General features: G+C 74.5%; 21 protein-coding genes. 8 read left to right on the top strand and 13 right to left on the bottom strand.

The window, feature by feature from the left end:
* Positions 1-35: 35 nt before the first annotated feature.
* Positions 36-818 carry a DsbA family protein gene (locus tag ACZ407_RS29325; RefSeq protein ID WP_468133486.1) on the top strand — a complete coding sequence of 261 codons (783 nt, stop codon included), beginning with the start codon at positions 36-38 and terminating at the stop codon, positions 816-818.
* A 96-nt stretch (positions 819-914) separates the two neighbouring features.
* Positions 915-2,000, top strand: coding sequence for a prolipoprotein diacylglyceryl transferase (lgt, locus tag ACZ407_RS29320; protein ID WP_468133484.1), 1,086 nt, complete (start codon positions 915-917; stop codon positions 1,998-2,000).
* Between the two features lie 129 nt (positions 2,001-2,129).
* Here lgt and ACZ407_RS29315 read toward each other — a convergent pair whose 3' ends face one another.
* From ACZ407_RS29315 to ACZ407_RS29280, 8 genes are read right to left on the bottom strand one after another with little or no spacing between them, the layout of a single operon-like run.
* Positions 2,130-2,438 (bottom strand): hypothetical protein, encoded by a 309-nt coding sequence (locus ACZ407_RS29315; protein ID WP_468133482.1) that lies wholly within the window; start codon positions 2,436-2,438, stop codon positions 2,130-2,132.
* Positions 2,439-2,478: 40 nt separating this feature from the next.
* Positions 2,479-3,300 carry an HpcH/HpaI aldolase/citrate lyase family protein gene (locus ACZ407_RS29310; RefSeq protein WP_468133480.1) on the bottom strand — a complete coding sequence of 274 codons (822 nt, stop codon included), beginning with the start codon at positions 3,298-3,300 and terminating at the stop codon, positions 2,479-2,481.
* Positions 3,297-4,553, bottom strand: coding sequence for a CaiB/BaiF CoA transferase family protein (locus tag ACZ407_RS29305; RefSeq protein WP_468133478.1), 1,257 nt, complete (start codon positions 4,551-4,553; stop codon positions 3,297-3,299). The genes ACZ407_RS29310 and ACZ407_RS29305 overlap by 4 nt, the downstream gene beginning before the upstream one ends.
* On the bottom strand, positions 4,550-5,530 hold the full coding sequence (gene rbsK, locus ACZ407_RS29300; protein ID WP_468133476.1) for a ribokinase: 981 nt from the start codon (positions 5,528-5,530) through the stop codon (positions 4,550-4,552). The genes ACZ407_RS29305 and rbsK overlap by 4 nt, the downstream gene beginning before the upstream one ends.
* Positions 5,527-6,951 carry an ADP-ribosylglycohydrolase family protein gene (locus ACZ407_RS29295; RefSeq protein WP_468133474.1) on the bottom strand — a complete coding sequence of 475 codons (1,425 nt, stop codon included), beginning with the start codon at positions 6,949-6,951 and terminating at the stop codon, positions 5,527-5,529. Before ACZ407_RS29295 ends, rbsK begins: the two co-directional genes overlap by 4 nt.
* Positions 6,948-8,093, bottom strand: a complete 1,146-nt coding sequence (locus ACZ407_RS29290; protein WP_468133472.1) for an ADP-ribosylglycohydrolase family protein — start codon at positions 8,091-8,093, stop codon at positions 6,948-6,950. The genes ACZ407_RS29295 and ACZ407_RS29290 overlap by 4 nt, the downstream gene beginning before the upstream one ends.
* Positions 8,094-8,100: 7 nt before the next feature.
* Positions 8,101-9,498 carry an ADP-ribosylglycohydrolase family protein gene (locus ACZ407_RS29285; protein WP_468133470.1) on the bottom strand — a complete coding sequence of 466 codons (1,398 nt, stop codon included), beginning with the start codon at positions 9,496-9,498 and terminating at the stop codon, positions 8,101-8,103.
* Positions 9,495-10,481: an ADP-ribosylglycohydrolase family protein gene (locus tag ACZ407_RS29280; protein WP_468133468.1), complete on the bottom strand. Its 987-nt coding sequence runs from the start codon at positions 10,479-10,481 to the stop codon at positions 9,495-9,497. Before ACZ407_RS29280 ends, ACZ407_RS29285 begins: the two co-directional genes overlap by 4 nt.
* A gap of 237 nt (positions 10,482-10,718) precedes the next feature.
* On the opposite strand from ACZ407_RS29280, the gene ACZ407_RS29275 reads away from it, so the two are divergent.
* From ACZ407_RS29275 to ACZ407_RS29265, 3 genes are all read left to right on the top strand, one after another.
* Positions 10,719-11,450, top strand: a complete 732-nt coding sequence (locus ACZ407_RS29275) for a VIT1/CCC1 transporter family protein (RefSeq protein WP_468133466.1) — start codon at positions 10,719-10,721, stop codon at positions 11,448-11,450.
* A gap of 598 nt (positions 11,451-12,048) precedes the next feature.
* Complete coding sequence (gltB, locus tag ACZ407_RS29270; protein ID WP_468133612.1) at positions 12,049-16,587, top strand: glutamate synthase large subunit; 4,539 nt, start codon at positions 12,049-12,051, stop codon at positions 16,585-16,587.
* Positions 16,580-18,043, top strand: coding sequence for a glutamate synthase subunit beta (locus tag ACZ407_RS29265; RefSeq protein ID WP_468133464.1), 1,464 nt, complete (start codon positions 16,580-16,582; stop codon positions 18,041-18,043). The genes gltB and ACZ407_RS29265 overlap by 8 nt, the downstream gene beginning before the upstream one ends.
* A gap of 392 nt (positions 18,044-18,435) precedes the next feature.
* On the opposite strand, the gene ACZ407_RS29260 is transcribed toward ACZ407_RS29265, so the two are convergent.
* The 3 genes from ACZ407_RS29260 to ACZ407_RS29250 all read right to left on the bottom strand — a co-directional run bounded on the left by ACZ407_RS29260 (position 18,436) and on the right by ACZ407_RS29250 (position 20,441).
* The gene (locus tag ACZ407_RS29260; protein ID WP_468133462.1) at positions 18,436-18,978 is read right to left on the bottom strand and encodes a UTRA domain-containing protein; all 543 of its coding nucleotides are present in this window, start codon (positions 18,976-18,978) and stop codon (positions 18,436-18,438) included.
* A gap of 221 nt (positions 18,979-19,199) precedes the next feature.
* A complete protein-coding gene (locus tag ACZ407_RS29255; RefSeq protein WP_468133460.1) occupies positions 19,200-19,712 on the bottom strand; it encodes a pyridoxamine 5'-phosphate oxidase family protein in 513 nt (170 codons plus the stop codon).
* Positions 19,713-19,757: 45 nt separating this feature from the next.
* Complete coding sequence (locus ACZ407_RS29250; RefSeq protein ID WP_468133458.1) at positions 19,758-20,441, bottom strand: RICIN domain-containing protein; 684 nt, start codon at positions 20,439-20,441, stop codon at positions 19,758-19,760.
* A gap of 751 nt (positions 20,442-21,192) precedes the next feature.
* Here ACZ407_RS29250 and ACZ407_RS29245 point away from each other — a divergent pair.
* Entirely contained in the window at positions 21,193-21,927 is a 735-nt protein-coding gene (locus ACZ407_RS29245) for a class I SAM-dependent methyltransferase (protein ID WP_468133456.1), read from the top strand.
* Complete coding sequence (locus ACZ407_RS29240; protein ID WP_468133454.1) at positions 21,924-22,451, top strand: HIT family protein; 528 nt, start codon at positions 21,924-21,926, stop codon at positions 22,449-22,451. Before ACZ407_RS29245 ends, ACZ407_RS29240 begins: the two co-directional genes overlap by 4 nt.
* Here the strand turns inward: ACZ407_RS29240 and ACZ407_RS29235 are convergent.
* Together ACZ407_RS29235 and ACZ407_RS29230 are read right to left on the bottom strand one after the other, a co-directional pair.
* A complete protein-coding gene (locus ACZ407_RS29235) occupies positions 22,433-23,437 on the bottom strand; it encodes a terpene synthase family protein (RefSeq protein WP_468133452.1) in 1,005 nt (334 codons plus the stop codon). The genes ACZ407_RS29240 and ACZ407_RS29235 overlap by 19 nt on opposite strands.
* A gap of 516 nt (positions 23,438-23,953) precedes the next feature.
* Positions 23,954-24,682: an SDR family NAD(P)-dependent oxidoreductase gene (locus ACZ407_RS29230; RefSeq protein WP_468133450.1), complete on the bottom strand. Its 729-nt coding sequence runs from the start codon at positions 24,680-24,682 to the stop codon at positions 23,954-23,956.
* 101 nt (positions 24,683-24,783) lie between these two features.
* Here ACZ407_RS29230 and ACZ407_RS29225 point away from each other — a divergent pair.
* Positions 24,784-25,549 (top strand): PadR family transcriptional regulator (locus tag ACZ407_RS29225; RefSeq protein ID WP_468133448.1); only part of this gene is annotated, 766 nt, incomplete at its 3' end.

Genomic DNA, 25,549 nt, shown 5'->3' with positions numbered 1-25,549 from the left:
GGCACGCGAGTGCCTCCCCGGTTCGTTTGCGGGACGTGAGTGAGAAGAACCCTGAAGCGAAGCGGTCGGCCCGGGAGCGGCTCCTTGTGGAGCGCGAGCGGCAGAAGGCCAAGGACAAGCGCCGGCGGACCCTCGTGGTGGCCGGCGCCGTGGTCGGAGTGCTCGGTCTGGCGGCCGTCGTCGGCCTGATCGCGGCGAATGCGGGGAAGGACGGCGGGAAGTCCACGGCCGGCCCGGTCGTCGCCCCCTCCGGCGCCACCGGCAAGGACGCCCTCGCCATCCGGACCGGCAAGGACTCCGCGAAGTCCACCCTGACGGTGTGGGAGGACTTCCGCTGCCCCGCCTGCAAGTCCTTCGAGGACGGCTACCGGTCCACGATCCACGAGCTGGAGGCCAAGGGCCTGCTCAAGGTCGAATACCACCTGGTCACCCTGATCGACGGGAACATGGGCGGCAGCGGCTCGCTGAAGGCGGCCAACGCGGCGGCCTGCGCGCAGGACGCGGGCAAGTTCCCCGCGTACCACGACGTGCTCTTCGTGAACCAGCCGCAGGAGACCGACGACGCCTACGCGAAGAACACCAGGCTGACCGAGCTGGCGGCCAAGGTGCCCGGGCTGGACACCCCGGCCTTCCGGAAGTGCCTGGAGGACGGCACGCACAACGCGTGGGTCGCCAAGTCGTACGAGGCGTTCCGGGCCGGACAGTTCCGCGGCACCCCCACCGTGCAGCTCGACGGCAAGGACATCTTCGCGGACCAGGCCAATCCGCTCACCCCCGCGAAGCTGAAGGAGAAGGTGGAGGCCGCCGCCAAGGGCTGAGGCCGGTGCGCAGGTGTGCGCGCTGTGTGGATTTGGTTTCACCTTGCCGGGCGGCTTGCCCTCGCCACGGTCCGGCAAGGTACCGTCGGTGCTGCCATGGAACTTGCCTTCATCCCCAGCCCGTCGACCGGCGTGGTCCACCTCGGACCGATCCCGCTGCGCGGCTATGCGTTCTGCATCATCATCGGCGTCTTCGTCGCCGTCTGGCTCGGCAACAAGCGCTGGATCGCGCGCGGCGGCAAGCCGGGCACGGTCGCCGACATCGCCGTCTGGGCGGTGCCCTTCGGCCTCGTCGGCGGGCGCCTGTACCACGTGATCACCGACTACCAGCTGTACTTCAGCGAGGGTGAGAACTGGGTCGACGCCTTCAAGATCTGGGAGGGCGGCCTCGGCATCTGGGGCGCCATCGCGCTCGGTGCGGTGGGTGCCTGGATCGGCTGCCGCCGGCGCGGGATCCCGCTGCCGGCCTGGGCCGACGCCCTGGCCCCGGGCATCGCGCTGGCGCAGGCCATCGGCCGCTGGGGCAACTGGTTCAACCAGGAGCTGTACGGCCGGGCCACCGATCTGCCGTGGGCCCTGGAGATCAGCGACGGCCCGAACCGGGTGGCCGGCACCTACCACCCGACCTTCCTGTACGAGTCGCTGTGGTGCGTGTTCGTCGCCGTCCTGGTGATCTGGGCCGACCGCCGCTTCAAGCTGGGCCACGGCCGCGCCTTCGCGGTGTACGTCGCCGGGTACTGCGCGGGCCGCGTCTGGACCGAGTACCTGCGCGTGGACGAGGCCCACCACGTCCTGGGCCTGCGCCTGAACGTGTGGACCGCGATCGTGGTCTTCCTCCTGGCCGTCACGTACTTCGTCCTCTCCGCCCGCTTCCGCCCGGGCCGCGAGGAGATCGTGGAACCGGAGCGCCCGGAGACCTCCGGAGCCGCGGACGACGGGGAGGGCGACAAGCCCGCCGAGGCCAAGGGCGGCGAAGACGAGTCCGCCTCCGAAGCCGCCGAGGCCGAGGACGGCGGAGACGAGTCCGCCCCCGAGTCCGCGACGGCCGAGGCCGGCGAGCCGAAGGCCGAAGAGGCCGCCCCGGCCGAGGCGGACGAGCCCGAGACCGGCAAGGCCGTCCTGACCAAGGCCGCCGAGCCGAAGGCCGAGGCCGGCGAGCCCGCCGAGGCGAAGAAGCTCTGACGCAGCGAAGAGGCCGGCCATCCGAGGGTGGCCGGCCTCTTCGCGTGCCCGGGGCGTCCCGCGCTCCGCTGCCGGATCACGAGGGGCGTGTTCCGGCTCCGCCCGGGTGCGGGATCCGGCGGGGCGGAATCAAGCCCCGCCGGCGTTTGAGGCGCGGGGTGCGGGCCGGAGCTCCGGGACGTCGGAACCGGTCGGGACGAACACGCTCAGCCGGTACACCGTGGGGTGGGCGAGGCGCCCGCAGAACACGTCCCCGCGCAGATCGTCGGCCGCAATCCCCGGCCGCATCCCGCGCAGCGTCCGCACGAACTCCCGGTACTCGCCCGGATCCTCCGTCCGGAAGAGCACCTCCCACCGCCCGGCCCGCTCGGCAGCCGCCGCATCCCGCGCCCTGGCCTCCCGTAACCGCTGCTGCTTGCGCTTGCGCTGTCCTGGCATGCCCGCCATGATCCGCCCCGCCCCGCCCCGCGGCAACGGCTTATCCCTCCCGCAGCGACAGCGCCAGCACCCGCCGCGCGGCCGCTACCACCGCCGGGTCCACGAACCGCCCGTCCGGAAGGGCCGCCGCCCCCGGCGAGTCCCGGGCCGCGTCCAGGACCTCCCGCGCCGCGTCCACCTCCGCGGCCGAGGGCAGGAAGGCCCGTTCGATCACCGGCAGCTGCCGGGGGTGGATCGCCGCCCGCCCCAGGAAGCCCAGCGCCCGCCCCCGTGCGCAGGAGCCCGCGAGCCCGTCGAGGTCGCGCACGTCGGGGAAGACGGACTGCGTCGGCGGGGGCAGGGCGGCCGCCCGGGCCGCCACGACCACCCGCGAGCGCGACCAGTCCAGCCCCGCTTCGGCGGTCACCCCCAGGTCCGCGCGGAGGTCGGCCTCGCCCAGCGCCAGACCGCGCAGTGCCGGATGGGCCCGGGCGATCTCGTACGCCCGCTCGATGCCGAGCGCGGACTCCAGCAGGGCGTACAGGGCGGTGCCGCCGGTGCGGTCGGCGACCCGGACCACCTCGGCCGGGCCGGTGATCTTCGGCAGCCGGAGGGCGGAGAGCCCGCGCAGCCCGGCCAGTGCCCGCAGGTCCTCCTCCGCCCAGGGGGAGCCCGGTGCATTGACGCGCACGTGCACCGGCACCGCCGGCCGCGCGGCGAGGAGTTCGGCGGTGGCGGAGCGGGCGTACTCCTTGCGGTCCGGGGCGACCGCGTCCTCCAGGTCCACGATCACCACGTCCGCCCCCGCGCCGAGCGCCTTGGCCACCACCTCCGGCCGGTCTCCGGGCGCGTACAGCCAGGTCAGCGGCAGGGTGCGGGTCACAGCACGCCGCCTTCCCGCAGGGCGGCGACCTCGGCCGGGGCGAGGCCCAGCTCGGCGAGGACCGCGTCGGTGTCCGCACCGTGCGGGCGGCCCGCCCAGCGGATGGCCCCGGGGGTCTCGGACAGCCGGAACAGCACGTTCTGCATCCGCAGCGGACCCAGCTCGGGGTCGGGCACCTCCGTGATCGTGCCGAGGGCCTCGAACTGCGGGTCCGCCATGACGTCCCGGACGTCGTAGACGGGGGCCACCGCCGCCTCGGCCTCTTCGAAGGCGGCCACCACCTCGTCGGCCTTGTGCCGGGCGATCCAGCCGCCGACCGCCTCGTCGAGCACGGCGGAGTGCTGGGCCCGGCCGGTGCCCGTGCCGAACCAGGGCTCGGAGATCAGCTCGGGCCGCCCCACCAGGCGCAGCACCCGCTCCGCGATGGACTGGGCCGAGGTGGAGACGGCGAGCCAGCGGCCGTCGATCGTGCGGTACGTGTTGCGCGGGGCGTTGTTGGTGGACCGGTTCCCGGTCCGCGGCTGGACGTAGCCGAGCTGGTCGTACCAGAGCGGGTGCGGGCCGAGCACGGTGAGGATCGGCTCGATGATCGCCAGGTCCACCACCTGCCCGCGGCCGGTGCCGGTGCGGGCCGCGAGTGCGGTCATGACGGCGTACGCCGTGGCCAGCGCGGCGATGGAGTCGGCCAGGCCGAACGGCGGCAGGGTGGGCGGGCCCTCCGGCTCGCCCGTCATCGCCGCGAACCCGCTCATGGCCTCGGCGAGGGTGCCGAACCCGGGGCGGTGCGCGTACGGGCCGAACTGCCCGAAGCCGGTCACGCGGGCCAGCACCAGGCGGGGGTTGGCGGCCGACAGCTCCGGCCAGCCGAGGCCCCATCTCTCCAGGGTGCCGGGGCGGAAGTTCTCGATGACCACGTCGGCCGAGGCGGCCAGCCGGAGGAGCACCTCGCGGCCGCCGGGGGCGGACAGGTCCAGGGTCATCGTGCGCTTGTTGCGGCCGAGCAGCTTCCACCACAGGCCGATGCCGTCCTTGGCGGGGCCGTGGCCCCGGGAGGGGTCGGGGCGGCGGGGGTGCTCGATCTTGACCACCTCGGCGCCGAAGTCGCCGAGCAGGGTGGCGGCGAGCGGTCCGGCGAACAGCGTGGCGAGGTCGAGGACCCGCAGCCCGGCGAGGGGACCGGCGGGCGGGCCGGCGGGCGATCCGGCCGGCGGGGCGGCCGACGGGGCAGGCGCGGGGTGCGGAGCAGTGCTCATGAGCGCTGCTCCGAGGCGAGAGCATCGATCTCGGCACGCTCCGGCATCGAGGCGGAGGCCCCAGGCCGCTGCACCGACAGCGCCGCGGCCGCACAGGCCCAGCCCAGCGCCTCCCGCACCGGCCGCCCCTCGCCGAGCGCCACCGCCAGGGCCCCCGTGAACGTGTCCCCGGCGGCCGTCGTGTCCACCGCCCGCACCCGCGGCGCCGCGACGGTGTACGGATCCGCCCCGCGCGCCGCGTACAGGCAGCCCGCCGCACCCAGGGTGATCACCACCTCCGGCACGTCGTGCAGCAGCGCCTCCGCCGCCTGCCGCGGGTCCGTGCACCCCGTCAGCGCCGCCGCCTCGTGCTCGTTCGGCACCAACAGGTCCGTCAGCGCCAGCAGTTCGGCGGGCAGCGGCTGGGCGGGAGCGGGGGTGAGCACCGTACGGACCCCGCGGGCGCGCGCCGCGCAGGCCCCGGCCAGCACCCCCGCCATCGGCAGCTCCAGCTGGAGCAGCAGGGCTCCCGCCGCCGCGATGCGGTCCTCGTCCCCGGCCTCCAGGCCGGTGACCGTGCCGTTCGCCCCCGGCACCACCACGATCGCGTTCCCGCCCTCGTCGTCCACCGTGATGTGGGCCGTGCCGCTCGCCCCCTCGACGGTCCGCAGCCCGGCCGTGTCCACTCCGGCCTCGGCGAGCACGGCCCGCAGCCGTACGCCGAACCCGTCCGCCCCGACCGCCCCGACCATGGTCACCGAGCCGCCCGAACGGGCCGCGGCCAGCGCCTGGTTGGCCCCCTTTCCGCCGGGGACGGTGCGGAACTCCCGGCCCGTGACGGTCTCCCCGCGGCGCGGCGCCTTCGCCACGTAGGCGACCAGGTCCATGTTCGCGCTGCCCAGCACGGCGATCCGGGCGGGGCCGCCGCCGGGCGCGCGGGCCGGGGCCGGGGCCGCGGCCGGGCCGGGGGCGGGTGAAGCGGGCGGTGTCGGTGTCATGGTGTCGCTGCCTCCTGTGCGGTGAGGGTGGCCAGGGTGTCGAAGCCGATGCCGTCGAAACCCGGCACGGTCGTGGCGAGACGGTTCCGGAGCGGGGCCGTCCACTGCCGGGGGAGGGCGTGCACGGAACCGGCGAGCAGCCCGGCGAGGGAGCCCGCGGTGGCCCCGTTCGAATCGGTGTCCCAGCCGCCGGACACGGCCCGGCAGACGGACGCGCCGAACTCCCCGTCGGCGTGCGTGAGGGCGGCCGCGATCAGAGCCGTGTTCGGGATGGCGTGCACCCAGTGGTGGTGGCCGTAACGGGCGTGCAGCAGGTCCGCGACCCGGTCGAAGTCCTCGTGGGCGCAGGCCGCGTCGATGCCGAAGCGGACCGCCGCGGCCAGCCGGGAGCGCGGCGGCACCACCGCCAGCCCCGAGCGCAGCGCCGTGTGCACGTCGGCCGTGCCCGAAGCGGCCTCCGCCAGGGCGGCCGCCGCGAACATCGCCGCGTACACCCCGTTCGCCGTGTGCGTCAGGCGGGCGTCCCGGTACGCCTGCCGGGCGGCGGCCGCCGGGTCCCCGGGGTTGGTCCAGCCGTGGACGTCGGCGCGGATCAGCGCGCCGATCCACTCCCGGAACGGGTTGTGGTGGGTGGCCGTCAGCGGGGGCTCCAGACCGAGCAGCAGATTGCGGTACGCGATCCGCTCGGCGGTGAAGGTGCGCCCGGCCGGCAGCTCGTCCAGCCAGACCCGTGCCACGTCGCGGGTGGTGAACCCCTTGCCGTGGCGCTGGAGCAGCCGCAGGCCCAGCAGCGGATAGTTGAGGTCGTCGTCCTCGGGCGCGCCGTCGATGTTCTCGGCGAGGGAGGTGGCGGCGCTGCGCCGGTTCCAGGGATGGGCGGCCAGCAGGGCTGCGGGCACGCCCTTCTCGGTGAACCAGGAGGACAGCGGCCAGTTCCCGGCCGCCCGCCCGAGCGCCCGGATGGCCTCCAGCGGCAGCTTCTCCACGGGCTTCCCCAGCACGCACCCGGCCGCCCGCCCGGCCCACGCGGCCTCCAGCCGGGCCACCAGCGCGGGCCCGGGGCCGGGCGCGGCCCCGGCGGCAGCAACCGGGACGGGCCCGGCGGGGACGGCAGCGGCGGCGGGGACCGCAGGGGGCCAGTCGGGGCAGGAGGCCACGACCCCGCCCAGGGTGGAAGGTTCGTTTTCCGCCAACTCCGAGGGGAGCGCGTCGAGTTCGGTGAGCAGGCGCAGGGCCAGGGCGCGCAGCTCCGGCGTCGGGGCGGCGGGGGAGGCCCCGGCGCGCGGCGGGGCGGGGTGCCCGCCCGCCGACAGCCAGGCCCGGCGGATGCCCTCCGCGTCCCGGCCGTCCTCCGCCGCCTGCCGCAGCTCGTGCCCGACCAGGTCCTCCGGCTGCGCCCAGGTCAGCCGCAGGGCGTTCACCGAGGGACCGCGATCGCCGTGAAGGCCGACTCGTGGGCCCGCCGCCGCCGCAGGTCCCGCGCGAAGACCTCGCGGGCGACCGCGGCCAGGGCCGCGGCCGGAGCGTGCAGGTCCAGCCGGCTGGCCTCCGCGACCTGCTTCGACCAGCCCTCCGGGATCCCGGCCTCCCCGCCCAGCGCCCCCGCCACCGCCCCGGCCATCGTGGCGATCGAGTCGCAGTCCCGGCCGTAGTTGACCGCGCCCAGCACGGCGGGCTCGTACGCGCCGTCCGCGATCAGCAGCATCCCGAGGGCGACCGGCAGCTCCTCGACGGAGTGCAGCCGAGAGGGCCGTCGGGCGGCCAGGGACGGGTTGCGGTAGTCCGGCCCGACCGTGTCGAACGGCGCGACCGCCGCCCGCAGCGGGGCCAGCGCCGATTCAAACCCCCGGTGCCGGGCCGCCTCTTCGCACACCGCCTCCACCGCCGCCCGGGTCCCGTCCTTGGCCAGCGCCAGGACGGTGTCCACCACCGAGCCCGCCGTCGCCCCCGGCACGCAGGCCGCCGCCACCGCGGCGGCGAACACCCCGGCCGCCTCCCGCCCGTACGAGGACTGGTGCGCCCCGGCCAGGTCCAGGGCCTCCGCGTACGCCCCCGCCGGATTGCCCGCGTTGACCAGTCCCACGGGCGCCATGTACATCGCGGCACCGCAGTTGACGATGTTGCCGGCGCCCGCCTCGCGCGGGTCCACGTGCCCGTAGTGCAGGCGGGCCACGATCCACTTCTCGGCGAGGAAGATCCGCTGGAGGGGCAGGGCCTCCGCCTCCAGCTCCGGGATCCAGCGCGGGACCGAGATCAGGTCCGGCACCAGGTGGTCGGCCACGGCGTACGCGTCGAGGTGGTCGCGCACCTTCTCGTACACGCGCACCAGGGCGTGCGTCATGAGGGTGTCGTCGGTGACGTGCCCGTCGCCCTTGTGGTACGGGGCGATCGGGCGGGCCGTACGCCAGTCCTCGTGGAAGGGGCCGACGATGCCGCGCACCCGGCCGCCGTGCCGTTCGGCGATCTGCTCGGGGGTCCAGCCCTCCACCGGGCCGCCGAGCGCGTCCGCGACGGCGGCCCCGACGAGACTCCCGGCCACCCTTTCCTCCAGAGTGAGCGTCATGTCTGAATCATCCCTTGGGTGAGGTGAGTTCGGAGCGGGCGAGCAGTCCGGCGAGCTCCACGAGGTCGGTACCGGCGAGCCGGGGGAGCGCGCAGCCGGACAGGGTCCGGCAGGCGTTGCGCCAGCCGGCGGGGACGGCGTCCCCGCCGCCGAGCGCACCGGTCAGCGCACCGGCCAGGGCCGGGGCGGAGTCGGCGACCCGGGACAGGCAGGCGGCGGCCGGCACCGCCTCGGTGACCCGGCCCCGGGCGGCGGTGGCCAGGGCCAGGGCCACGGGCACGGTCTCTGCGGCGGCGATGCCGTAGCTGTAGACGTGGTCGACGATCTCGTGTTCCAGGGTGGGGACCAGGGCGAACGCGCCGCCGTCGGGGGGCAGGGCGCGCGCGAGCCGCACCGCGTGCCGCCCGTTGCGGCCGATCTCGGTGGCCTCGGGCAGCTGGGCGAGGGCGGCGGCCACGGCCTCGTCCACCCCGGCCCCGCCGAGTGCGGCCGCCACGGCCGCGGCCATGGCCCGCGCACCGTGCACCCCGTCCCCGTCCTGGGTGTAACGGGCGTCGAACTCGGCCAGTTCGGCCGCGGCCCGGGGGTCGCCGGGGTGCACGACCGCGAGGACGCAGGCCCGTACGCAGGCCGCGTCGTCGAAGTAGTGCGGGTTGTCGTGGCCGGTGGCGGGCGGCCGCAGCCCGGCGGCGAGATTCCCGAGCCCGGCGCGTACGGAGATCCGCGCGCGCAGCGGCAGTACGGCGGACTCCACCTCGGGGGCGCGTTCCGCGGCGGCGGCGACCTCGCTGGCGAGGGCGTTCCAGGCGAGGTCGATCGCCGCGCGCATCCGACGCGACCGGGACAGGTCGCTGAGCAGCGAACCGGCGGCGGTCAGCACCGACTCGGCGACGAACGCGGCCCATTCGGCGTCGTCGGAGGGGCCGAGGCGGAGCGGCTCGGGGGGCTGGTTGAGGGCGATCGGGACCGGGAGGGTGGTGGTCGCGTTGTGCTCGGCGAAGGTGTCGAGTTCGCGGGTGAGGCGGCGGGTCCACTCGGGCATGCGGGAGGCGCGGTGCCGGGCGGCGGGCCAGCCGGCGGCGTCACCGGCGGCGAGGCCGAGCAGCAGGCCCTCGATCCGGCGCGGCCCGCCGTCCGTTCCGGGGCTCCGCCCCGGCCCCCGGTCCTCAAGCCCCCCGGGACGGGCCTGAAGCGCCGGCTCCGGCCGGAAGCCGCGGCCCGGCTCGGGGGCCGGATGCTGCGGGGCGCGTTCGAGCCCCGCCGGCGACGGGGGCGCGGGGGTGCGGGGGCGGAGCCCCCGGAGCTTTTCCGGCCCCGCCGGTGCCTGGGGCGCGGAGTCCCGGGCCGGTGCCGGGTCCGGGGTGGCCGTGGGCCGCGGTGGCGGCAGGTCGAGGGGCCCGGTCATCGGACGGGCTCGCTTTCCGGGGTGAGCAGGTCGGCGATGTCCAGGACGTGGTGGCCGCGCATCGAGGGCAGGCAGCTGCCGCGGACCGGGCCGATGGCCGAGGACCAGGCCTCGGGGATGGCCGCGACCCCGCAGAGCGCTCCGGACAGGGCGCCTGCGACCGCCGCGGTGGTGTCGGCGTCGCGGCCCATGTTGACTGCGGTCAGCACGGAGTCCTCGAACGCGCCGCCGGCCGCCGCGAACGCGCCGAAGGCCAGGCCCACCGCCTCCGGGGCCAGGTCCGTCCAGGGATAGCCGCCGATCACGACGGCGGACCGGACGGCCCGTTCCCCGCGCGGGGCCGCCGTCACCGCCCGCCGCAGCGAGCGGGCCGTCCACGAGTCGGACGGGATCACGGACAGGGCGGCGGCCACCACCGCGGCCGCGCTGCCCCCGGCCATCGCGGCGGCGACCCCGGCCGCCACGGCCTGTCCGCCGTAGATCCCCTCGCCGTCGTGGCTGACGCAGCCGTCGATGGCCACGAGCCGGGCCGCCTCCGCGGGCCGGCCCGCCGCGAACACCCCGAACGGCGCCGCCCGCATCGCGAGGCCGTCGCTCCACGCGTGCCGGTGCTGGGCCGAGATCGGTGCGGCCAGCCCCCGCCGCAGGTTCTCCAGCGTGCCCCGTTCCGAGAAGCCGGCCCCGCGGAACGGGCCCTCGTCCAGGTCCGCGATCCAGTGGTGCCAGGCGCGTTCCACGTGCGCGACCGTCAGGGCCGAACCGTGCCGGGCCAGCAGCAGGCCCGAGAAGATGGCGTACTCGGTGTCGTCCGTACCCGCCGGGTCGTCCGAGACGAAACCCTCGATGCGGCCCCACCGGGCCCGGATCTCCGACGGCTTCATGTTCTCCGCGGGGGCGCCCAGCGCATCACCCACCGCCAGTCCCAGAAGAGCGCCCCTGGCCCGTTCGAGGAGGACTTGCGGATTGCATGCAATCAGCTCCATGGCGCGCCTCTCCACTTGGATGGGACTCATCATGAGCCCTTGGGGGATTTGTGCCATGGCATGTGGTTTGTCGGTGCGCGCGAAACGCTCCGGTCACCCGGTCGCCAGCGGCCAAAACCGCAGGTAAGTACGGCCTACCTTGCTGGCGGGGATCGGAAATCGTGCGTAGTTTCGAGGTGTTGAGGGGGAGCCGGATGCCTCACGGCCTCCGCATGCGCAAAAGGGGAGTAAAGCCACATGTCCATCATCGACATCGAAGCACCGCTGCACGAAGCCCACCGCGACAACCACACGCACCGCGATGTGAACGGCGGCTGGCTGCGTCCGGCGGTCTTCGGCGCGATGGACGGCCTGGTCTCCAACCTCGCCCTGATGACCGGTGTGGCCGGCGGCGCCGTCGCCCCGCAGACCATCGTCATCACCGGCCTGGCCGGCCTCGCCGCCGGCGCCTTCTCGATGGCGGCCGGCGAGTACACCTCCGTGGCCTCGCAGCGCGACCTGGTCCTCGCCGAACTCGACGTGGAGCGCCAGCAGTTGCGCAAGCACCCGGTCGACGAGATGGAAGAGCTCGCCGAGCTGTACGTCTCCCGGGGGGTCGAGCCCGCGCTCGCCCGCGAGGTGGCCATGCAGCTCTCCCGGGACCCGGAGCAGGCGCTGGAGATCCACGCCCGCGAGGAGCTCGGCATCGACCCCGACGACCTGCCCTCGCCGATGGTGGCCGCCGTCTCCTCCTTCGGCTCCTTCGCGCTCGGCGCGCTGCTGCCCCTCCTGCCGTACCTGCTCGGGGCGACCGCCCTGTGGCCGGCTGTGCTCCTCGCCCTGCTCGGCCTCTTCGCCTGCGGCGCCGTCGTGGCCCGCGTCACCGCCTCCACCTGGTGGTACAGCGGCCTGCGGCAGTTCGCCCTGGGCGGGGCCGCGGCCGCGGTGACGTACGGGATCGGCGCCCTGATCGGGCACGCGGTCGGCTGAACCGCCCGGCCCCGCCGCGGGCGGGCCGCAGCGACGTACGACCGGGGAGGCCCGGGCCGATCGGCCCGGGCCTCCGGTCTTGCCCGCGACCTCCGGTCTTGCCGCGGCCTCCGGTTCTGCCCGCGACCTCCGGGGGAACCGGGCATTGCTCGCGTATGCCGCGCCGAGGCCGCGGAACTGCGGGATCGTGTGACGTACGCCCCGGGCGGGCCGGGCGTACCGCCCTAGGCCCCGGGCCGTGAAGGTGAGACACTATGCAGTACGCAACATAAGTAATCCATTACCCGGCTGTTTCAATCCTGTGTACGCCGGGCATGAGACGGAGGCGCGCGGGCAAGGGTGCCCACTTCGCGCTCAGGACCTCCAAGACTCGCGATCCGTCCGCAGAAGGTCCCCTTTCCTGCCTCGTGCGGTCCGCATGCTGGAATGCAGTATCCGGTTACCGGGATTGCGGTCATCATGTAACCTGCACGAACTTTTCGCAGAGGGCCAACGTCGTCCCTCGGCACTTGCATATGCCACGACGACGACGGGAGAGCCGATGCGTTCCGCATCCACGCACTCCGCGACCGGCCCCAGCACCACCGCCTGGTCGCCCATGGACGGTCGCCCCGCCCAGCAGGGCATGTACGACCCGCGCAACGAGAAGGACGCCTGCGGCGTCGGTTTCGTGGCGAACCTCACCGGCGAGGCCAGCCACACCCTCGTTGAGCAGGCACTGACCGTTCTGCGGAACCTCGAGCACCGTGGCGCCACCGGCTCCGAGCCCGACTCGGGCGACGGCGCCGGCATCCTGTCCCAGGTCCCGGACGCCTTCCTCCGCGAGGTCGCCGGATTCGAGCTCCCCGAGGCCGGCGCCTACGCCGTCGGCATCGCCTTCCTGCCCGCCGACGGCTCCGCACAGGCCGTCGCGCAGATCGAGGCGATCGCCGCCGAGGAGGGCCTCACGGTCCTCGGCTGGCGCGAGGTCCCCGTCACCCCCGACCTCCTCGGCAACGGCGCCCGCGCCACCATGCCGGCGTTCTCCCAGATCTTCGTCGCCGGGGGCGGGAGCGCCGGGATCGAGCTGGACCGCAAGGCCTTCGTCCTGCGCAAGCGCTCCGAGCGCGAGGCCGGCGTCTACTTCCCCTCGCTGTCGGCGCGCACCATCGTCTACAAGGGCATGCTGACCACCGGCCAGCTGGAGCCCTTCTTCCCGGACCTCTCCGACCGCCGCTTCGCCTCCGCGGTCGCCCTGGTCCACTCCCGGTTCTCCACCAACACCTTCCCGAGCTGGCCGCTCGCCCACCCGTACCGCTTCGTCGCGCACAACGGCGAGATCAACACGGTCAAGGGCAACCGCAACTGGATGCGCGCCCGCGAGTCCCAGCTCGCCTCGGACCTCTTCGGCCCGGCGGAGAAGCTGGAGCGGATCTTCCCGATCTGCACCCCGGACGCCTCCGACTCGGCCTCCTTCGACGAGGTGCTGGAGCTGCTGCACCTCGGCGGCCGCTCGCTGCCCCACGCGGTGCTGATGATGATCCCCGAGGCGTGGGAGAACCACACCTCGATGGACCCGGCCCGCAAGGCCTTCTACCAGTTCCACTCCACGATGATGGAGCCCTGGGACGGCCCGGCCTGCGTCACCTTCACCGACGGCACCCAGGTCGGCGCGGTCCTCGACCGCAACGGTCTGCGCCCCGGCCGCTACTGGGTCACCGACGACGGCCTCGTCGTCCTCGGCTCCGAGGTCGGCGTCCTCGACATCGACCCGGCCAAGGTGGTCCGCAAGGGCCGCCTGCAGCCCGGCAAGATGTTCCTCGTCGACACCGCCCAGAAGCGGATCATCGAGGACGACGAGATCAAGGCCGAGCTGGCCGCCGCCGCCCCGTACGCGGAGTGGCTGGAGAGCGGCGAGATCGAGCTGGAGGACCTGCCCGAGCGCGAGCACATCGTCCACACCCACGCCTCGGTCACCCGCCGCCAGCAGACCTTCGGCTACACCGAGGAAGAGCTCAAGGTCATCCTCGCGCCGATGGCCCGCACCGGCGCCGAGCCGATCGGCTCCATGGGCACGGACTCGCCGATCGCGGCCCTGTCCGAGCGCCCCCGGCTGCTCTTCGACTACTTCACCCAGCTCTTCGCGCAGGTCACCAATCCGCCGCTGGACGCCATCCGCGAGGAGCTCGTCACCTCGCTGCGCTCCCACATCGGCCCCCAGGCCAACCTGCTGGAGTCCGCCGCCGCCGCGTGCCGCAACATCATGCTGCCGTTCCCGGTGATCGACAACGACGAGCTGGCCAAGCTCATCCACATCAACGCCGACGGCGACATGCCGGGCATGAAGGCCGTCACCCTCTCCGGCCTGTACCGGGTCGGCGGCGGCGCCGAGGCCCTGGCCGCCCGGCTGGAGGAGATCCGCGCCGAGGCCGACGCCGCCATCGAGGGCGGCGCCCGCCTCATCGTCCTCTCCGACCGCCACTCGGACGCCGAGCACGCGCCGATCCCCTCGCTGCTGCTCACCTCCGCGGTCCACCACCACCTCATCCGCACCAAGCAGCGCACCCACGTGGGCCTGCTGGTCGAGGCCGGCGACGTCCGCGAGGTCCACCACGTCGCCCTGCTCATCGGCTACGGCGCGGCCGCGGTCAACCCGTACCTGGCCATGGAGTCCGTCGAGGACCTGCTGCGCGCCGGCACCTTCCTGTCGGACATCGAGCCCGAGCAGGCCATCCGCAACCTGATCTACGCCCTCGGCAAGGGCGTCCTGAAGGTCATGTCCAAGATGGGCATCTCGACCGTCGCCTCCTACCGCGGCGCCCAGGTCTTCGAGGCCGTCGGCCTCGACCAGGCCTTCGTCGACACGTACTTCAACGGCACCGCCACCAAGATCGGCGGCGCCGGCCTGGAGGTCGTCGCCAAGGAGGTGGCCGCCCGCCACGCCAAGGCGTACCCGGCCTCCGGCATCGCCCCGGCGCACCGCGCGCTGGAGATCGGCGGCGAGTACCAGTGGCGCCGCGAGGGCGAGCCGCACCTCTTCGACCCGGAGACGGTCTTCCGCCTCCAGCACGCCACCCGCAACCGCCGGTACGACATCTTCAAGAAGTACACCGACCGGGTGAACGAGCAGTCCGAGCGCCTGATGACGCTCCGCGGCCTGTTCGGCTTCAGGAGCGACCGCCCCGCCATCTCCGTGGACGAGGTCGAGCCCGTCTCCGAGATCGTCAAGCGCTTCTCCACCGGCGCCATGTCGTACGGCTCCATCTCGCAGGAGGCGCACGAGACCCTCGCCATCGCCATGAACCGGCTGGGCGCCAAGTCCAACACCGGCGAGGGCGGCGAGGACCCCGAGCGCCTCTACGACCCGGAGCGCCGCTCCGCGATCAAGCAGGTCGCCTCCGGCCGCTTCGGCGTCACCAGCGAGTACCTGGTCAACGCGGACGACATCCAGATCAAGATGGCCCAGGGCGCCAAGCCCGGCGAGGGCGGCCAGCTGCCCGGCCACAAGGTCTACCCCTGGGTCGCCAAGACCCGGCACTCCACCCCGGGCGTCGGCCTGATCTCCCCGCCGCCGCACCACGACATCTACTCCATCGAGGACCTGGCCCAGCTGATCCACGACCTCAAGAACGCCAACCCGGCCGCCCGCATCCACGTGAAGCTGGTGTCCGAGGTCGGTGTCGGCACGGTCGCCGCGGGCGTCTCCAAGGCGCACGCGGACGTGGTCCTCATCTCCGGCCACGACGGCGGTACCGGCGCCTCCCCGCTCACCTCGCTCAAGCACGCGGGCGGCCCCTGGGAGCTCGGCCTCGCCGAGACCCAGCAGACCCTGCTGCTCAACGGCCTGCGCGACCGGATCGTCGTCCAGACCGACGGCCAGCTCAAGACCGGCCGCGACGTGGTCATCGCCGCACTGCTCGGCGCCGAGGAGTTCGGTTTCGCGACCGCGCCGCTCGTCGTCTCCGGCTGCGTCATGATGCGCGTCTGCCACCTCGACACCTGCCCGGTCGGCATCGCCACCCAGAACCCGGTCCTGCGCGACCGCTTCTCCGGCAAGGCCGAGTACGTCGTCAACTTCTTCGAGTTCATCGCGGAGGAGGTGCGCGAGCTCCTCGCCGAGCTGGGCTTCCGCTCCATCGAGGAGGCCGTCGGCCACGCCGAGCTGCTCGACACCAGCAAGGCCGTCACGCACTGGAAGGCCCAGGGGCTCGACCTCGAACCCCTCTTCCACGTGCCGGACCTGCCCCAGGGCGCGGTCCGCCACGCGCTCGTCGCCCAGGACCACGGCCTGGAGAAGGCGCTCGACAACGAGCTCATCGAGCTGGCCGCCGACGCGCTCGCCGCGGCGACCGCCGAGGAGGCGCAGCCGGTCCGGGCGCAGGTCGCCATCCGGAACATCAACCGGACCGTCGGCACCATGCTCGGCCACGAGGTCACCAAGAAGTTCGGCGGTGCGGGCCTGCCCGCCGACACCATCGACCTCACCTTCACCGGCTCGGCCGGCCAGTCCTTCGGCGCCTTCCTGCCGCGCGGCATCACCCTCCGCCTGGAGGGCGACGCCAACGACTACGTCGGCAAGGGCCTCTCCGGCGGCCGCGTGATCGTCCGCCCGGACCGGGCCGCCGACCACCTGGCCGAGTACTCGGTCATCGCGGGCAACACCATCGGCTACGGCGCGACCGGCGGCGAGATGTTCCTGCGCGGCCGCACCGGCGAGCGCTTCTGCGTCCGCAACTCCGGTGCGCTGGTCGTCTCGGAGGGTGTGGGCGACCACGGCTGCGAGTACATGACCGGCGGCCAGGCGGTCGTCCTCGGCGAGACCGGGCGCAACTTCGCGGCCGGCATGTCGGGCGGCACCGCGTACGTGATCGACCTCAACCGCGATCACGTCAACGTCGGCAACCTGGACGCGATCGAGGGGCTGTCCGACACGGACAAGGAGTGGCTGCACGACGTCGTGCGCCGCCACCACGAGGAGACCGGATCCACCGTTGCCCGGGCCCTCCTCGCGGAGTGGGACACCGCGGTGGCCCGCTTCAGCAAGATCATTCCGACCACGTACAAGGCAGTGCTCGCCGCCAAGGACGCCGCTGAGCGGGCCGGACTCTCGGAGTCCGAGACCACCGAGAAGATGATGGAGGCGGCGACCCATGGCTGACCCGAAGGGCTTCCTCACCACCCCGCGCGAGACCGCCTGCTCCCGTCCCGTGGCCGAGCGCCTCAAGGACTGGAACGAGGTCTACGTCCCCGGCTCCCTCCTGCCGATCATCAGCAAGCAGGCCGGACGCTGCATGGACTGCGGCATCCCGTTCTGCCACAACGGCTGTCCGCTGGGGAACCTGATCCCCGAGTGGAACGACTACGCGTACCGCGAGGACTGGAACGCGGCGTCGGAGCGGCTGCACGCGACGAACAACTTCCCGGAGTTCACCGGCCGGCTCTGCCCGGCCCCGTGCGAGTCCGCGTGCGTGCTGGGCATCAACCAGCCCGCCGTGACCATCAAGAACGTCGAGGTCTCGATCATCGACAAGGCCTGGGACTCGGGGAACGTCACCCCGCAGCCCCCGGACCGCCTCTCCGGCAAGACCGTCGCCGTCATCGGCTCGGGCCCGGCCGGCCTGGCCGCCGCCCAGCAGCTGACCCGGGCCGGCCACACCGTGGCGGTGTTCGAGCGCGCGGACCGCGTCGGTGGGCTGCTGCGGTACGGCATCCCCGAGTTCAAGATGGAGAAGGTGCACATCAACCGCCGCATCGAGCAGATGCGCGCGGAGGGCACCAAGTTCCGCACCGGGGTCGAGATCGGCCGCGACCTCGACGCCGCGCAGCTGCGCAAGCGGTACGACGCGGTGGTCATCGCCGCGGGCGCGACCGTCTCCCGCGACCTGCCGGTCCCCGGCCGCGAGCTGAACGGCGTCCACTTCGCGATGGAGTACCTGCCGCTCGCGAACAAGGTCCAGGAGGGCGACTTCGTGGCGCCCCCCATCACGGCCGAGGGCAAGCACGTGGTCGTCATCGGCGGCGGCGACACCGGCGCGGACTGCGTCGGCACCGCCCACCGCCAGGGCGCCCTGTCGGTCACCCAGCTGGAGATCATGCCCCGCCCGAACGAGGAGCGGAACGCGGTCTCCCAGCCCTGGCCGACCTTCCCGATGCTGTACAAGGTCACCTCGGCCCACGAGGAGGGCGGCGAGCGGATCTACTCCGTCTCCACCACCCACTTCGAGGGCGACGAGGACGGCAACGTCCAGTGGCTGCACCTCGTCGAGGTCGAGTTCGTGGACGGCAAGCTGGTCCAGCAGGCGGGCACCGAGCGGAAGATCCCGGCGCAGCTGGTCACCCTGGCGATGGGCTTCACCGGTACGGACCGCTCCAACGGCCTGGTCGAGCAGTTCGGCCTGGAGCTCGACGAGCGCGGCAACATCGCCCGCGACGCGTCGTACGCGACCAACGTGGACGGCGTCTTCGTCGCCGGCGACGCGGGCCGCGGCCAGTCCCTGATCGTGTGGGCGATCGCCGAAGGCCGCTCCGCGGCCCGCGGCGTCGACCGCTACCTGACGGGCGCGAGCACCCTCCCGTACCCGGTCAAGCCGACGGACCGCGCCCTGACGGTCTGACTCCGGCCGGCCCGACCGCTGGGCCTTCGCAGGACCCCTCCCCTCCGGGGGAGGACCCCTCATACGGTCCGCACAACGAAGTGCGGCACTCGACACAGCGCCCGCTGGACCATTTCCGGACGCCGTGCTCGCACCGCTCGGCCGCTGGCGGCCTCCCGGGCTTCGCCCGGCTGCGCCGGCCTCCGGCCGTCGGTGGGTGGCCCCGCCGCCGTGAGGCAACACCCCTCCCCGTCGGGGGAGGACCCCTCATACGGTCCGCACAACGAAGTGCGGCACTCGACACAGCGCCCGCTGTCCCCGACCAGGGAGCGGGCGCTGTGGCGTTTCGGGTCAGGCGGGGGTCGAGGCGCAGTGGGTGTCGGGGAGGTGGTCGGCACGGGTCGGGGTGGCGATCATCCGATCGTCATCTCGTAGCGCAGGCGCTGGCGGTGGGCGGGCATGATCATGATGTCCGCCTGGATCGGACGGCCTTCGGCGTCCGAGGTGGTGCGGCCGATGCGGAGGACCGGCTCGGTCTCCGCGATCCGCAGGTGCTCGCACTGTTCGGCGGTGGGGAGGAGGGCCGTGACCTCCTCGGTGATGCGGACACCGGTGTGGCCGAGCTCGGCGAGGAGGGTGACGGCACCGCCGGGGATCTTCGCCGTCCCGGCCAGCCGGGTCCCGGAGGCGATGCGAGCCGGATAGTACGTGTCGGTCAACTCGACCGGCACGCCGTCGAGTTCGATGATCCGGCGGCGCGCGACGACCGGTTCGCCGACCGCCAGTCCGAGCAGCGCGGCGGCTTCCGCCGAGGCGTTCTCCTCACCGGCCCGCACGATCCGCTGGCCGCCCCGCCGGCCCTGCGCCGCCGCTTCCTGCGTCCAGGCGTCGGAGGCTCCCTCCGCCTGCGGCTTCACGTAGGGGACCGAGGTGCTGACCCATCCCTCGCCGCTCATGCAGTACTCCTCGCCGTCCGCTGCGGTTCGCCGTGCGCGTCCCGTGTCCGTGCGCGTCCCGTGCCCGTGTCCTGCCCGTGCCCTGCCCGTGCCCGTGCCCGTGCTCCTCCGCGTCTCCGCACACGGTACGGGCCGCGGCGTACGGCCGGGCGGCGGGCCGGGAGGGCGGGCGCCCGGCCCGTTCCCGCCCGCCGCGCGGCCTCGGGTGTGCGGCCGGGACCTCAGGCCTCCTGGGGCGGTTCGTCGTCGTTGCCGCGGCGGAGGGTTTTGGGGCGGGTGCCGGGGTGCCAGGTGGTGATGAGCAGGGTGTCGCCGTCGACCGTGGTGTGGACGACCTCTGTGAGCTCGGCGCGGAAGAGGTGGGAGGGGTGGGTGTCGGCGTTTTCCGGGGACTCCTCGGCGAGGCGGTGGAGTTCGGGCGGGTCGGTGAGTTCGACGGCGGTGCCGGAGATGCGGACGTCGCCGTCGGGCATGGTGTCGTCGGGGCCGGGGTTGGAGTGGATGGCGAAGCGGGGGTCGTGGCGGAGGTCGCGGGCCTTCAGGGAGCCGGCCATCATGCCGAGCCAGAGTTCGCCGCCGCGGATCTCCACGTTCAGGCCGCTCACCCGCGGGGAGCCGTCCTTGCGCAGGGTGGCCAGGACGTGGTGCGGGTACAGCCCGAACCGCTTCCGCACCACCGCCGCGAACTCCGGCTCCGCCGCCTCGAACGCCGCCCAGTTGTTCGTCCTCGTCATGCCCCCATGAAAGCGCGGGGCGGCGGGTTCAGGGGTGAGGGACACCTACCACCAGACGTGGTCCGGCCAGTCCTCGTTCGGGCCCTTGCAGCCCCACTGGATGACCTTGGCGCCCGGCGTCTGGCTGTTGCCCTCGACTCCGAGGCACAGGCCGCTGTTGTAGTTCACGAGGCGCTGGCCGCCCGGGCGGGGGACCTTCCACCAGAAGTGGTCCCGCCAGAGGCCGCAGTCCCACTGGATGGCCTGGACCCCCCAGGACCCGCTGCCGCCGGGGATCGCCAGGCACTGCGGGATGTTGCCTTCGCCGAGGTTCAGGTTGACCAGGCGGTAGACGCGGTTGCCGTTGACGTCCCACGGCTCCACGGTCCAGAAGTGGTCGCGGGCCTTGTCGGCCGGGAGGCAGGGCCACTGGATGAGGCCGGTGCCGCGGACCCGGCTGGCGCCCGGTACGGCGAGGCACTGGCCGGAGCTGTTGTTGGGGACCCAGCCGTAGACGGCGGCGGCCGCCGCATCCGCCGCCTCTGCCGCCTCGCGGTCGAGACGCGCGTCCGGCTTGGCGCGTACGGCGTTCTTGGCCAGGGGGACGCCGGGGCGGGGGGCGGGGGCGGCGACCGTTGCGTCCCGGGTGGGGCGCGGCGGGGCGGTGCCCGCGGCCTGGGCGGGGAGGGCGGCAGTGGCGGCTGCCAGGGCGGTGGTGGCCGCGAGGGTGGCGGCCAGGCGGAGGCGCATGGGGTTTCCCTTCGGTCGGGAGCGGGTTCGCTTCAGCGTGGCCAGGGGGTGGGTGTACGGGCAATGAGCTGCCCGGATACCGCCCAGGGGGTGACCTGGACCCGACCGGAGGGGGCGGGGCGTGCTGCGCGGCCGGGACCCTGCGGGGCTCTCCCCGACCCACCCCTTCCCGAACCGGGGCTCCGCCCCGGACCCCGCGCCTCAAACGCCGGCGGGGCTGGAAAGATTCGGGGCTCCGCCCCGGACCCCGCGCCTCAAGCGCCGGCGGGGCTGGGAGGGGTTCGGGGTTCTGCCCTGGGCCCGCGCCTCGAACGTCGGCGGGGCTGGGAGGGGTTCGGGGTTCTGCCCTGGGCCCGCGCCTCAAGCGCCGGCGGGGCTGGAAAGATTCGGGGCTCCGCCCCGGACCCCGCGCCTCGAACGTCGGCGGGGCTGGGAGGGGTGCGGGGTTCTGCCCTGGGCCATGCGTTTCAGGGGGCGGCGGGGCTGGGAGGGGTTCGGGGCTCCGCCCCGGGCCCCGCGCCTCAAGGGGCGGCGGGGCTTGAGGTGCCCCGCGGGGTCCGGCTCTGTTGGTGTGTCGGCTCCGGCGAATTCCAGCCCGTCCGGCGTTTGAGGACCGGGGTCCGGGGCGGAGCCCCGGTTCGGGGAGGGGCGGGGTGGGGGAGGAGCCTCCCCGCAGGGCAACGCGCAGCGGAATCCGGTCGTGCGGCCGCATCCGGCCACCCCGCGTGCCCCCGCCCGCCAGGATGGGCGGATGACGAACCCCGCCCGCGCCCGCGCCTTCGACCGCGCCGCCGAACAGTACGGCGCGTACCGCCCCACCTACCCGCCCGCCCTCTTCGACGCCCTGGAGCAGCAGGCGGCCCGCCCCCTCCGCGGTGCCCGCGTGGCCGACATCGGCGCCGGCACCGGCATCGCCACGGCCCTCCTGCACGCCCGCGGCGCGCACGTGCTCGGCGTGGAGCCCGGTGACGGCATGGCGGCGGAGTTCCGGCGCCGGCTGCCCGGCGTGCCGGTGGTCCGCGGGGACGGCAACCGGCTGCCGCTGGCCACCGGCTCCGCCGAGTTCGTCACGTACGCCCAGTCCTTCCACTGGACCGATCCGGCCCGCTCGGTCCCCGAGGCGCTGCGGGTGCTGCGCCCGGGCGGGACCCTCGCCCTGTTCTGGAACGAGCCCGACACCGCGGTGCCGTGGATCGCCGCCCAGGACGCCCGCCTGCACGCCCGCTTCGGCCCCGGCTGGTACGTCTCCGACCACACCCTGCCGCCCGGCGGGCCGGAGTTCACCGAACACCGGCTGCGCTGGTCCCGCCGCGTCTCGGTGGACGTCCACCTCGCCAAGCTGGCCACGCATTCCCTGTTCCTGCTCCCGGGCCAGGAGGCCGCACGCGACTTCCTCATCGCGGAACACGCCCTGCTGTCCAGGGAGTTCCCGCGCGGCGAGGTAGAGGAGCACTACACGGTGACCCTCCGGACGGCCGTACGGTGACCGCCACCGGAGCCCGGCCGGGAGCCGGGGCCGCGCCTCCGGCCACCCCCTGCTACACCTGCGCCCAGGAAGCCCGCCTCCCCGCCGTCCCGCCGCGCGAGCGCATCGCCCTCGACGCCCATTGGCGCGTGGCCCACGCGACCGGCACCGCCCTCCCGGGCTGGCTGGTGCTGCTGCCGCGCCGCCACGTGACCGCCGTCCACGAGCTCACCGACGCGGAGGCGGCCGCGCTCGGCCACTGGCAGGTGCGGCTGTCGCGGGCGCTGCGGGAGCTGACCGGCTGCGCGAAGACGTACGTGGTGCAGTTCGCGGAGGCGGAGGGCTTCGCGCACGTCCACTTCCACGTGGTGCCCCGGATGCCGGACCAGCCCGCCGAGTACCGCGGGCCGCTGGTCTTCGGGCTGTTGCGGCGCCCCTTGGCCGAGCGGGTCACGGACCGTGCGGCCGACGCCCTCGCCGCCTCGCTCGCCGTTCTCCTGGACCGTCCGGCAGGCCCGGAAGGAGGTCACAGCAGCGGGTCGTAGTAGCTCGGGTCCTCCAGCGGCGGGCCGTGTTCGATGTCGCGGTAGCGGTGGGACCACAGGTGCCAGGCGCGGCTGCCGGCCATCCAGTGGGACATGGCGTCCAGGCAGCGTTCCAGGTACGCGGTGGAGACCGGGGACTCCGCGAGGGCGCGGCGGGCGGCGAGGTAGTCCTGGGTGCGGACGGCGACCATGCCCGCGGCCCGCTCGGCCGCCTCCGGCCAGCCGAGGCTGTGGGCGTGCCGCAGCACGGCCACGATGTTGTTCATGTCCCCGCGGGCGTGCTCCTTGTTGAGGGAGATGATGTCGTTGGTCCAGCAGGTCACGTCGTTGGCGGCGGTCCGCACGGCCTGGCAGAGCGGATGGCCCACGACCTCCTCGGGCAGGCTCTCCCCCTGGGCCGCTTCGATCATGTCCCAGCAGGTGTCCACGGCGCTGACCACCCGCCGGAACGGCAGGTAGTCCTCGAAGGAGGGCGGGTCCCCGAACCGCCGGTGCGCGATCTCGGTGCGGTAGATGCCCACGTACGCGCACAGGTGCCGGGCGAACCGGCGCCGCCAGGCGTGGCTCATCCGGCGGGCGGTGCGCGGCCACATGTCGGCGAGGGCCGCGGTGAGGGGGTTGGCCGGGCGGAGCGGGGGCGGGCCGAGGTCGGGGGTGAGGATGGCGCGGACCTCGTCGACCACCCCGTCGACGAGCAGGGCGCGCTCGTGCGGGCGGCCCGACTCGTCGAACTCGTCGCCGAAGAGGAACAGCCAGGCCGCCCATTCGGCGAGCAGTTCGATGTCGCAGGCCGTGGGCGAGGTGCGGGCGGCGAACAGGCCGTAGCCGGCGCGGTCGAAGCGCTCGCCGGACGCGTGCGTGGTGACCAGCCCGAACCGCCGCCCGTAGTAGCGGACATGGGCCTCGGCGAGGTCCGCCGCCGGATGCACGAGCGAGGGGAACGGGCACGGGATGGGTGGTAGCTGCGACAGGACGTGGTGCTGCATGGCGTGCCCCCCGGATCGCTGTGCCAGGGGATTTCTACCCGCCGGGGCGGGCCGCCGTAACGTGACCCCAGCCCCGGTCTCCGGGCGCCCCCCTGTTCCCCGGCGCCTGGCCCCCCTTCCCCGGCGCCCGGCGCCTGGCCCGTGGCGCCTGGCGCCTGGCCCCCGGCCCGGGGCCCCGGCCTCCACCTCGTCCCCCGGCTCCCGCCGCGGTGTCCGGGCACCTCCCAGGTCTCCGGCCGTCGTCCCGGCCCTGGCTCGCGGTGCTCGGCCTTCGGCCCGCGGTGCTCGGCCTTCGGCTCGCGGTGCTCGGCCTCCGGCGCCCGGCGTCGGCCTCCGCCTAGTTCCCCGGCCCCGCCGCGGTGTCGCGGCACCCCCCTGGTCTCCGGCCGACGTCCCGGCCCTGGCCCGCGGCGCACGCCTCCGGCTCGCGGCGCTCGGCCTCCGGCGCGGGCCGGAGCCCCGGCCCGGCCCCGGCCGTCCTGGGGCCCGGGCCCACCCCCGGCCCCCCGCCCCCGGTCACCCCGCTGTGCTGCCGCCGTCCACCGTGAACTCCGCGCCGGTGATGTACGAGGAGGCGTCGGAGCAGAGGAAGCGGACGAGTTCTGCGACCTCCCGGGGCCGGCCCATCCGTCCGAGCGGGACGTGCGACCAGTCCCGGCCGGCCACCGCCGCGGCCACCATCGGGGTGTCCACGGCCCCGGGGTGCACCGAGTTCACGCGGATGCCGTCGGGGGCGAGGTCCAGGGCGGCGGAGCGGGTCAGCCCGCGGAGGGCGAACTTCGTGGAGCCGTAGGCGGCATGGCGGGGGATGCCGACGAGCCCGGCGGTGGAGGAGATGTTGACGATCGACCCGCCGCCCGCGGCGCGCAGCAGCGGGGCCACGGCGCGGATGCCGAGGAAGGGGCCGATCAGGTTCACCCGCAGCAGTTCCTCGAACCCGGCGGGGTCCTGCTCCTCCACGTGCGCGGTGCGCCACAGGGCCGCGTTGTTGACCAGCGCCGAGACGGTGCCGAAGGCCGCGGCGGCGGCCCGTACGACGGTCTGCCAGGCGGCAGGGTCGGTGACGTCGTGGGGTACGAACAGGCCCTGCCCGCCGAGTCCGTCCGCGACCGCCCGCCCCTCCGCCTCGCGCACGTCGGTGACGACCACGCGCGCGCCGGCGGCTGCGCACGCCCGGGCCTCCGCCGCGCCCTGCCCGCGCGCCGCGCCGGTGACGACCACGACCTTGCCGTCGAGCGAGTCCACAACTGCCCCCTCCGGTATGCCGAATCGGCATAGAGGTAGCAGTCCGCGCGTACGAGGGGAAGGCCCGTGCCCGGCCCGGGGCCCGGCCGTAGACTGCGCGCGTGGCAGACACGGCGGGCGGGGCGGGTGCGGCGGGCGGGGCGGGTGCAGCCGACGGGGCGGGGCTGCCCGCCACCAGCTGGGCGGTCCTCGGACTGCTCTCCTTCGGCCGGGAACTGTCCGGCTACGACCTGAAGAAGTGGGCGGACGCCTCCCTCGGGTTCTTCTACTGGAGCCCGTCCTTCAGCCAGATCTACGGGGAACTGCGCCGCCTGGAGCGGGCCGGGTACGCGCGTTCCCGGCTGGTGGCGCCGGAGTCCGGCAGCCGCGGCAAGCGCACGTACCGGATCACGGACGAGGGCCTGGCGGCGGTCCGGGCCTGGGCCCGCGAGAGCCCGGTGGACCCGCCGGTCCTCAAGCACGGCCCGATGCTCCGGCTCTGGCTGGCCCACCTCCTGGACCCGTCCGAGATGCGCGCCGTCCTCACCGGGCACCGCGACTTCGCCGAGGGCATGCGCACCCGCGCCCGCGAGGACGCGGCCCGCGCCGCCGCCGACCCCGCCTGGTCCGGCCCGGCCCTCACCCTCCGCTGGGCGGAGCGCTACTACACCGCCGAACGCGACTTGGCCGAGGCGATGCTGACCGACATCGACGCGGCCCAGCGATCGGGCGCGGGCCCGCACGCCCAGGGCGGCGGCGGCACAACCGGCCCCGCCGCCGGGCCTTCCGCTTCCGCCCCGGGCGAGGGCACGTCCAGCCCCGCCCAGGTCGGAGGGAGTTGGGGGGTGGGGGGGAGGGTACACCACACCAAGGAGGGGGGGGGGGGGC

Source organism: Streptomyces sp. NPDC030809, from assembly GCF_055572195.1.
The sequence above is the reverse complement of the archived record's forward strand: the minus strand, read 5'-3'. Positions and strand labels throughout refer to the sequence as shown.

Bases quoted from the DNA above. Each gene is read 5' to 3' on its own strand.
- ACZ407_RS29255 (WP_468133460.1), bottom strand. From the start codon at position 19,712: ATGACGAGGACGAACAACTGGGCGGCGTTCGAGGCGGCGGAGCCGGAG.
- ACZ407_RS29235 (WP_468133452.1), bottom strand. From the start codon at position 23,437: ATGCAGCACCACGTCCTGTCGCAGCTACCACCCATCCCGTGCCCGTTC.
- ACZ407_RS29285 (WP_468133470.1), bottom strand. From the start codon at position 9,498: ATGACCGGGCCCCTCGACCTGCCGCCACCGCGGCCCACGGCCACCCCG.
- ACZ407_RS29245 (WP_468133456.1), top strand. From the start codon at position 21,193: ATGACGAACCCCGCCCGCGCCCGCGCCTTCGACCGCGCCGCCGAACAG.
- ACZ407_RS29315 (WP_468133482.1), bottom strand. From the start codon at position 2,438: ATGCCAGGACAGCGCAAGCGCAAGCAGCAGCGGTTACGGGAGGCCAGG.
- lgt (WP_468133484.1), top strand. From the start codon at position 915: ATGGAACTTGCCTTCATCCCCAGCCCGTCGACCGGCGTGGTCCACCTC.
- ACZ407_RS29290 (WP_468133472.1), bottom strand. From the start codon at position 8,093: ATGACGCTCACTCTGGAGGAAAGGGTGGCCGGGAGTCTCGTCGGGGCC.
- ACZ407_RS29265 (WP_468133464.1), top strand. From the start codon at position 16,580: ATGGCTGACCCGAAGGGCTTCCTCACCACCCCGCGCGAGACCGCCTGC.
- ACZ407_RS29280 (WP_468133468.1), bottom strand. From the start codon at position 10,481: ATGGAGCTGATTGCATGCAATCCGCAAGTCCTCCTCGAACGGGCCAGG.
- ACZ407_RS29250 (WP_468133458.1), bottom strand. From the start codon at position 20,441: ATGCGCCTCCGCCTGGCCGCCACCCTCGCGGCCACCACCGCCCTGGCA.
- ACZ407_RS29275 (WP_468133466.1), top strand. From the start codon at position 10,719: ATGTCCATCATCGACATCGAAGCACCGCTGCACGAAGCCCACCGCGAC.
- gltB (WP_468133612.1), top strand. From the start codon at position 12,049: ATGGACGGTCGCCCCGCCCAGCAGGGCATGTACGACCCGCGCAACGAG.
- ACZ407_RS29260 (WP_468133462.1), bottom strand. From the start codon at position 18,978: ATGAGCGGCGAGGGATGGGTCAGCACCTCGGTCCCCTACGTGAAGCCG.
- rbsK (WP_468133476.1), bottom strand. From the start codon at position 5,530: ATGACACCGACACCGCCCGCTTCACCCGCCCCCGGCCCGGCCGCGGCC.
- ACZ407_RS29305 (WP_468133478.1), bottom strand. From the start codon at position 4,553: ATGAGCACTGCTCCGCACCCCGCGCCTGCCCCGTCGGCCGCCCCGCCG.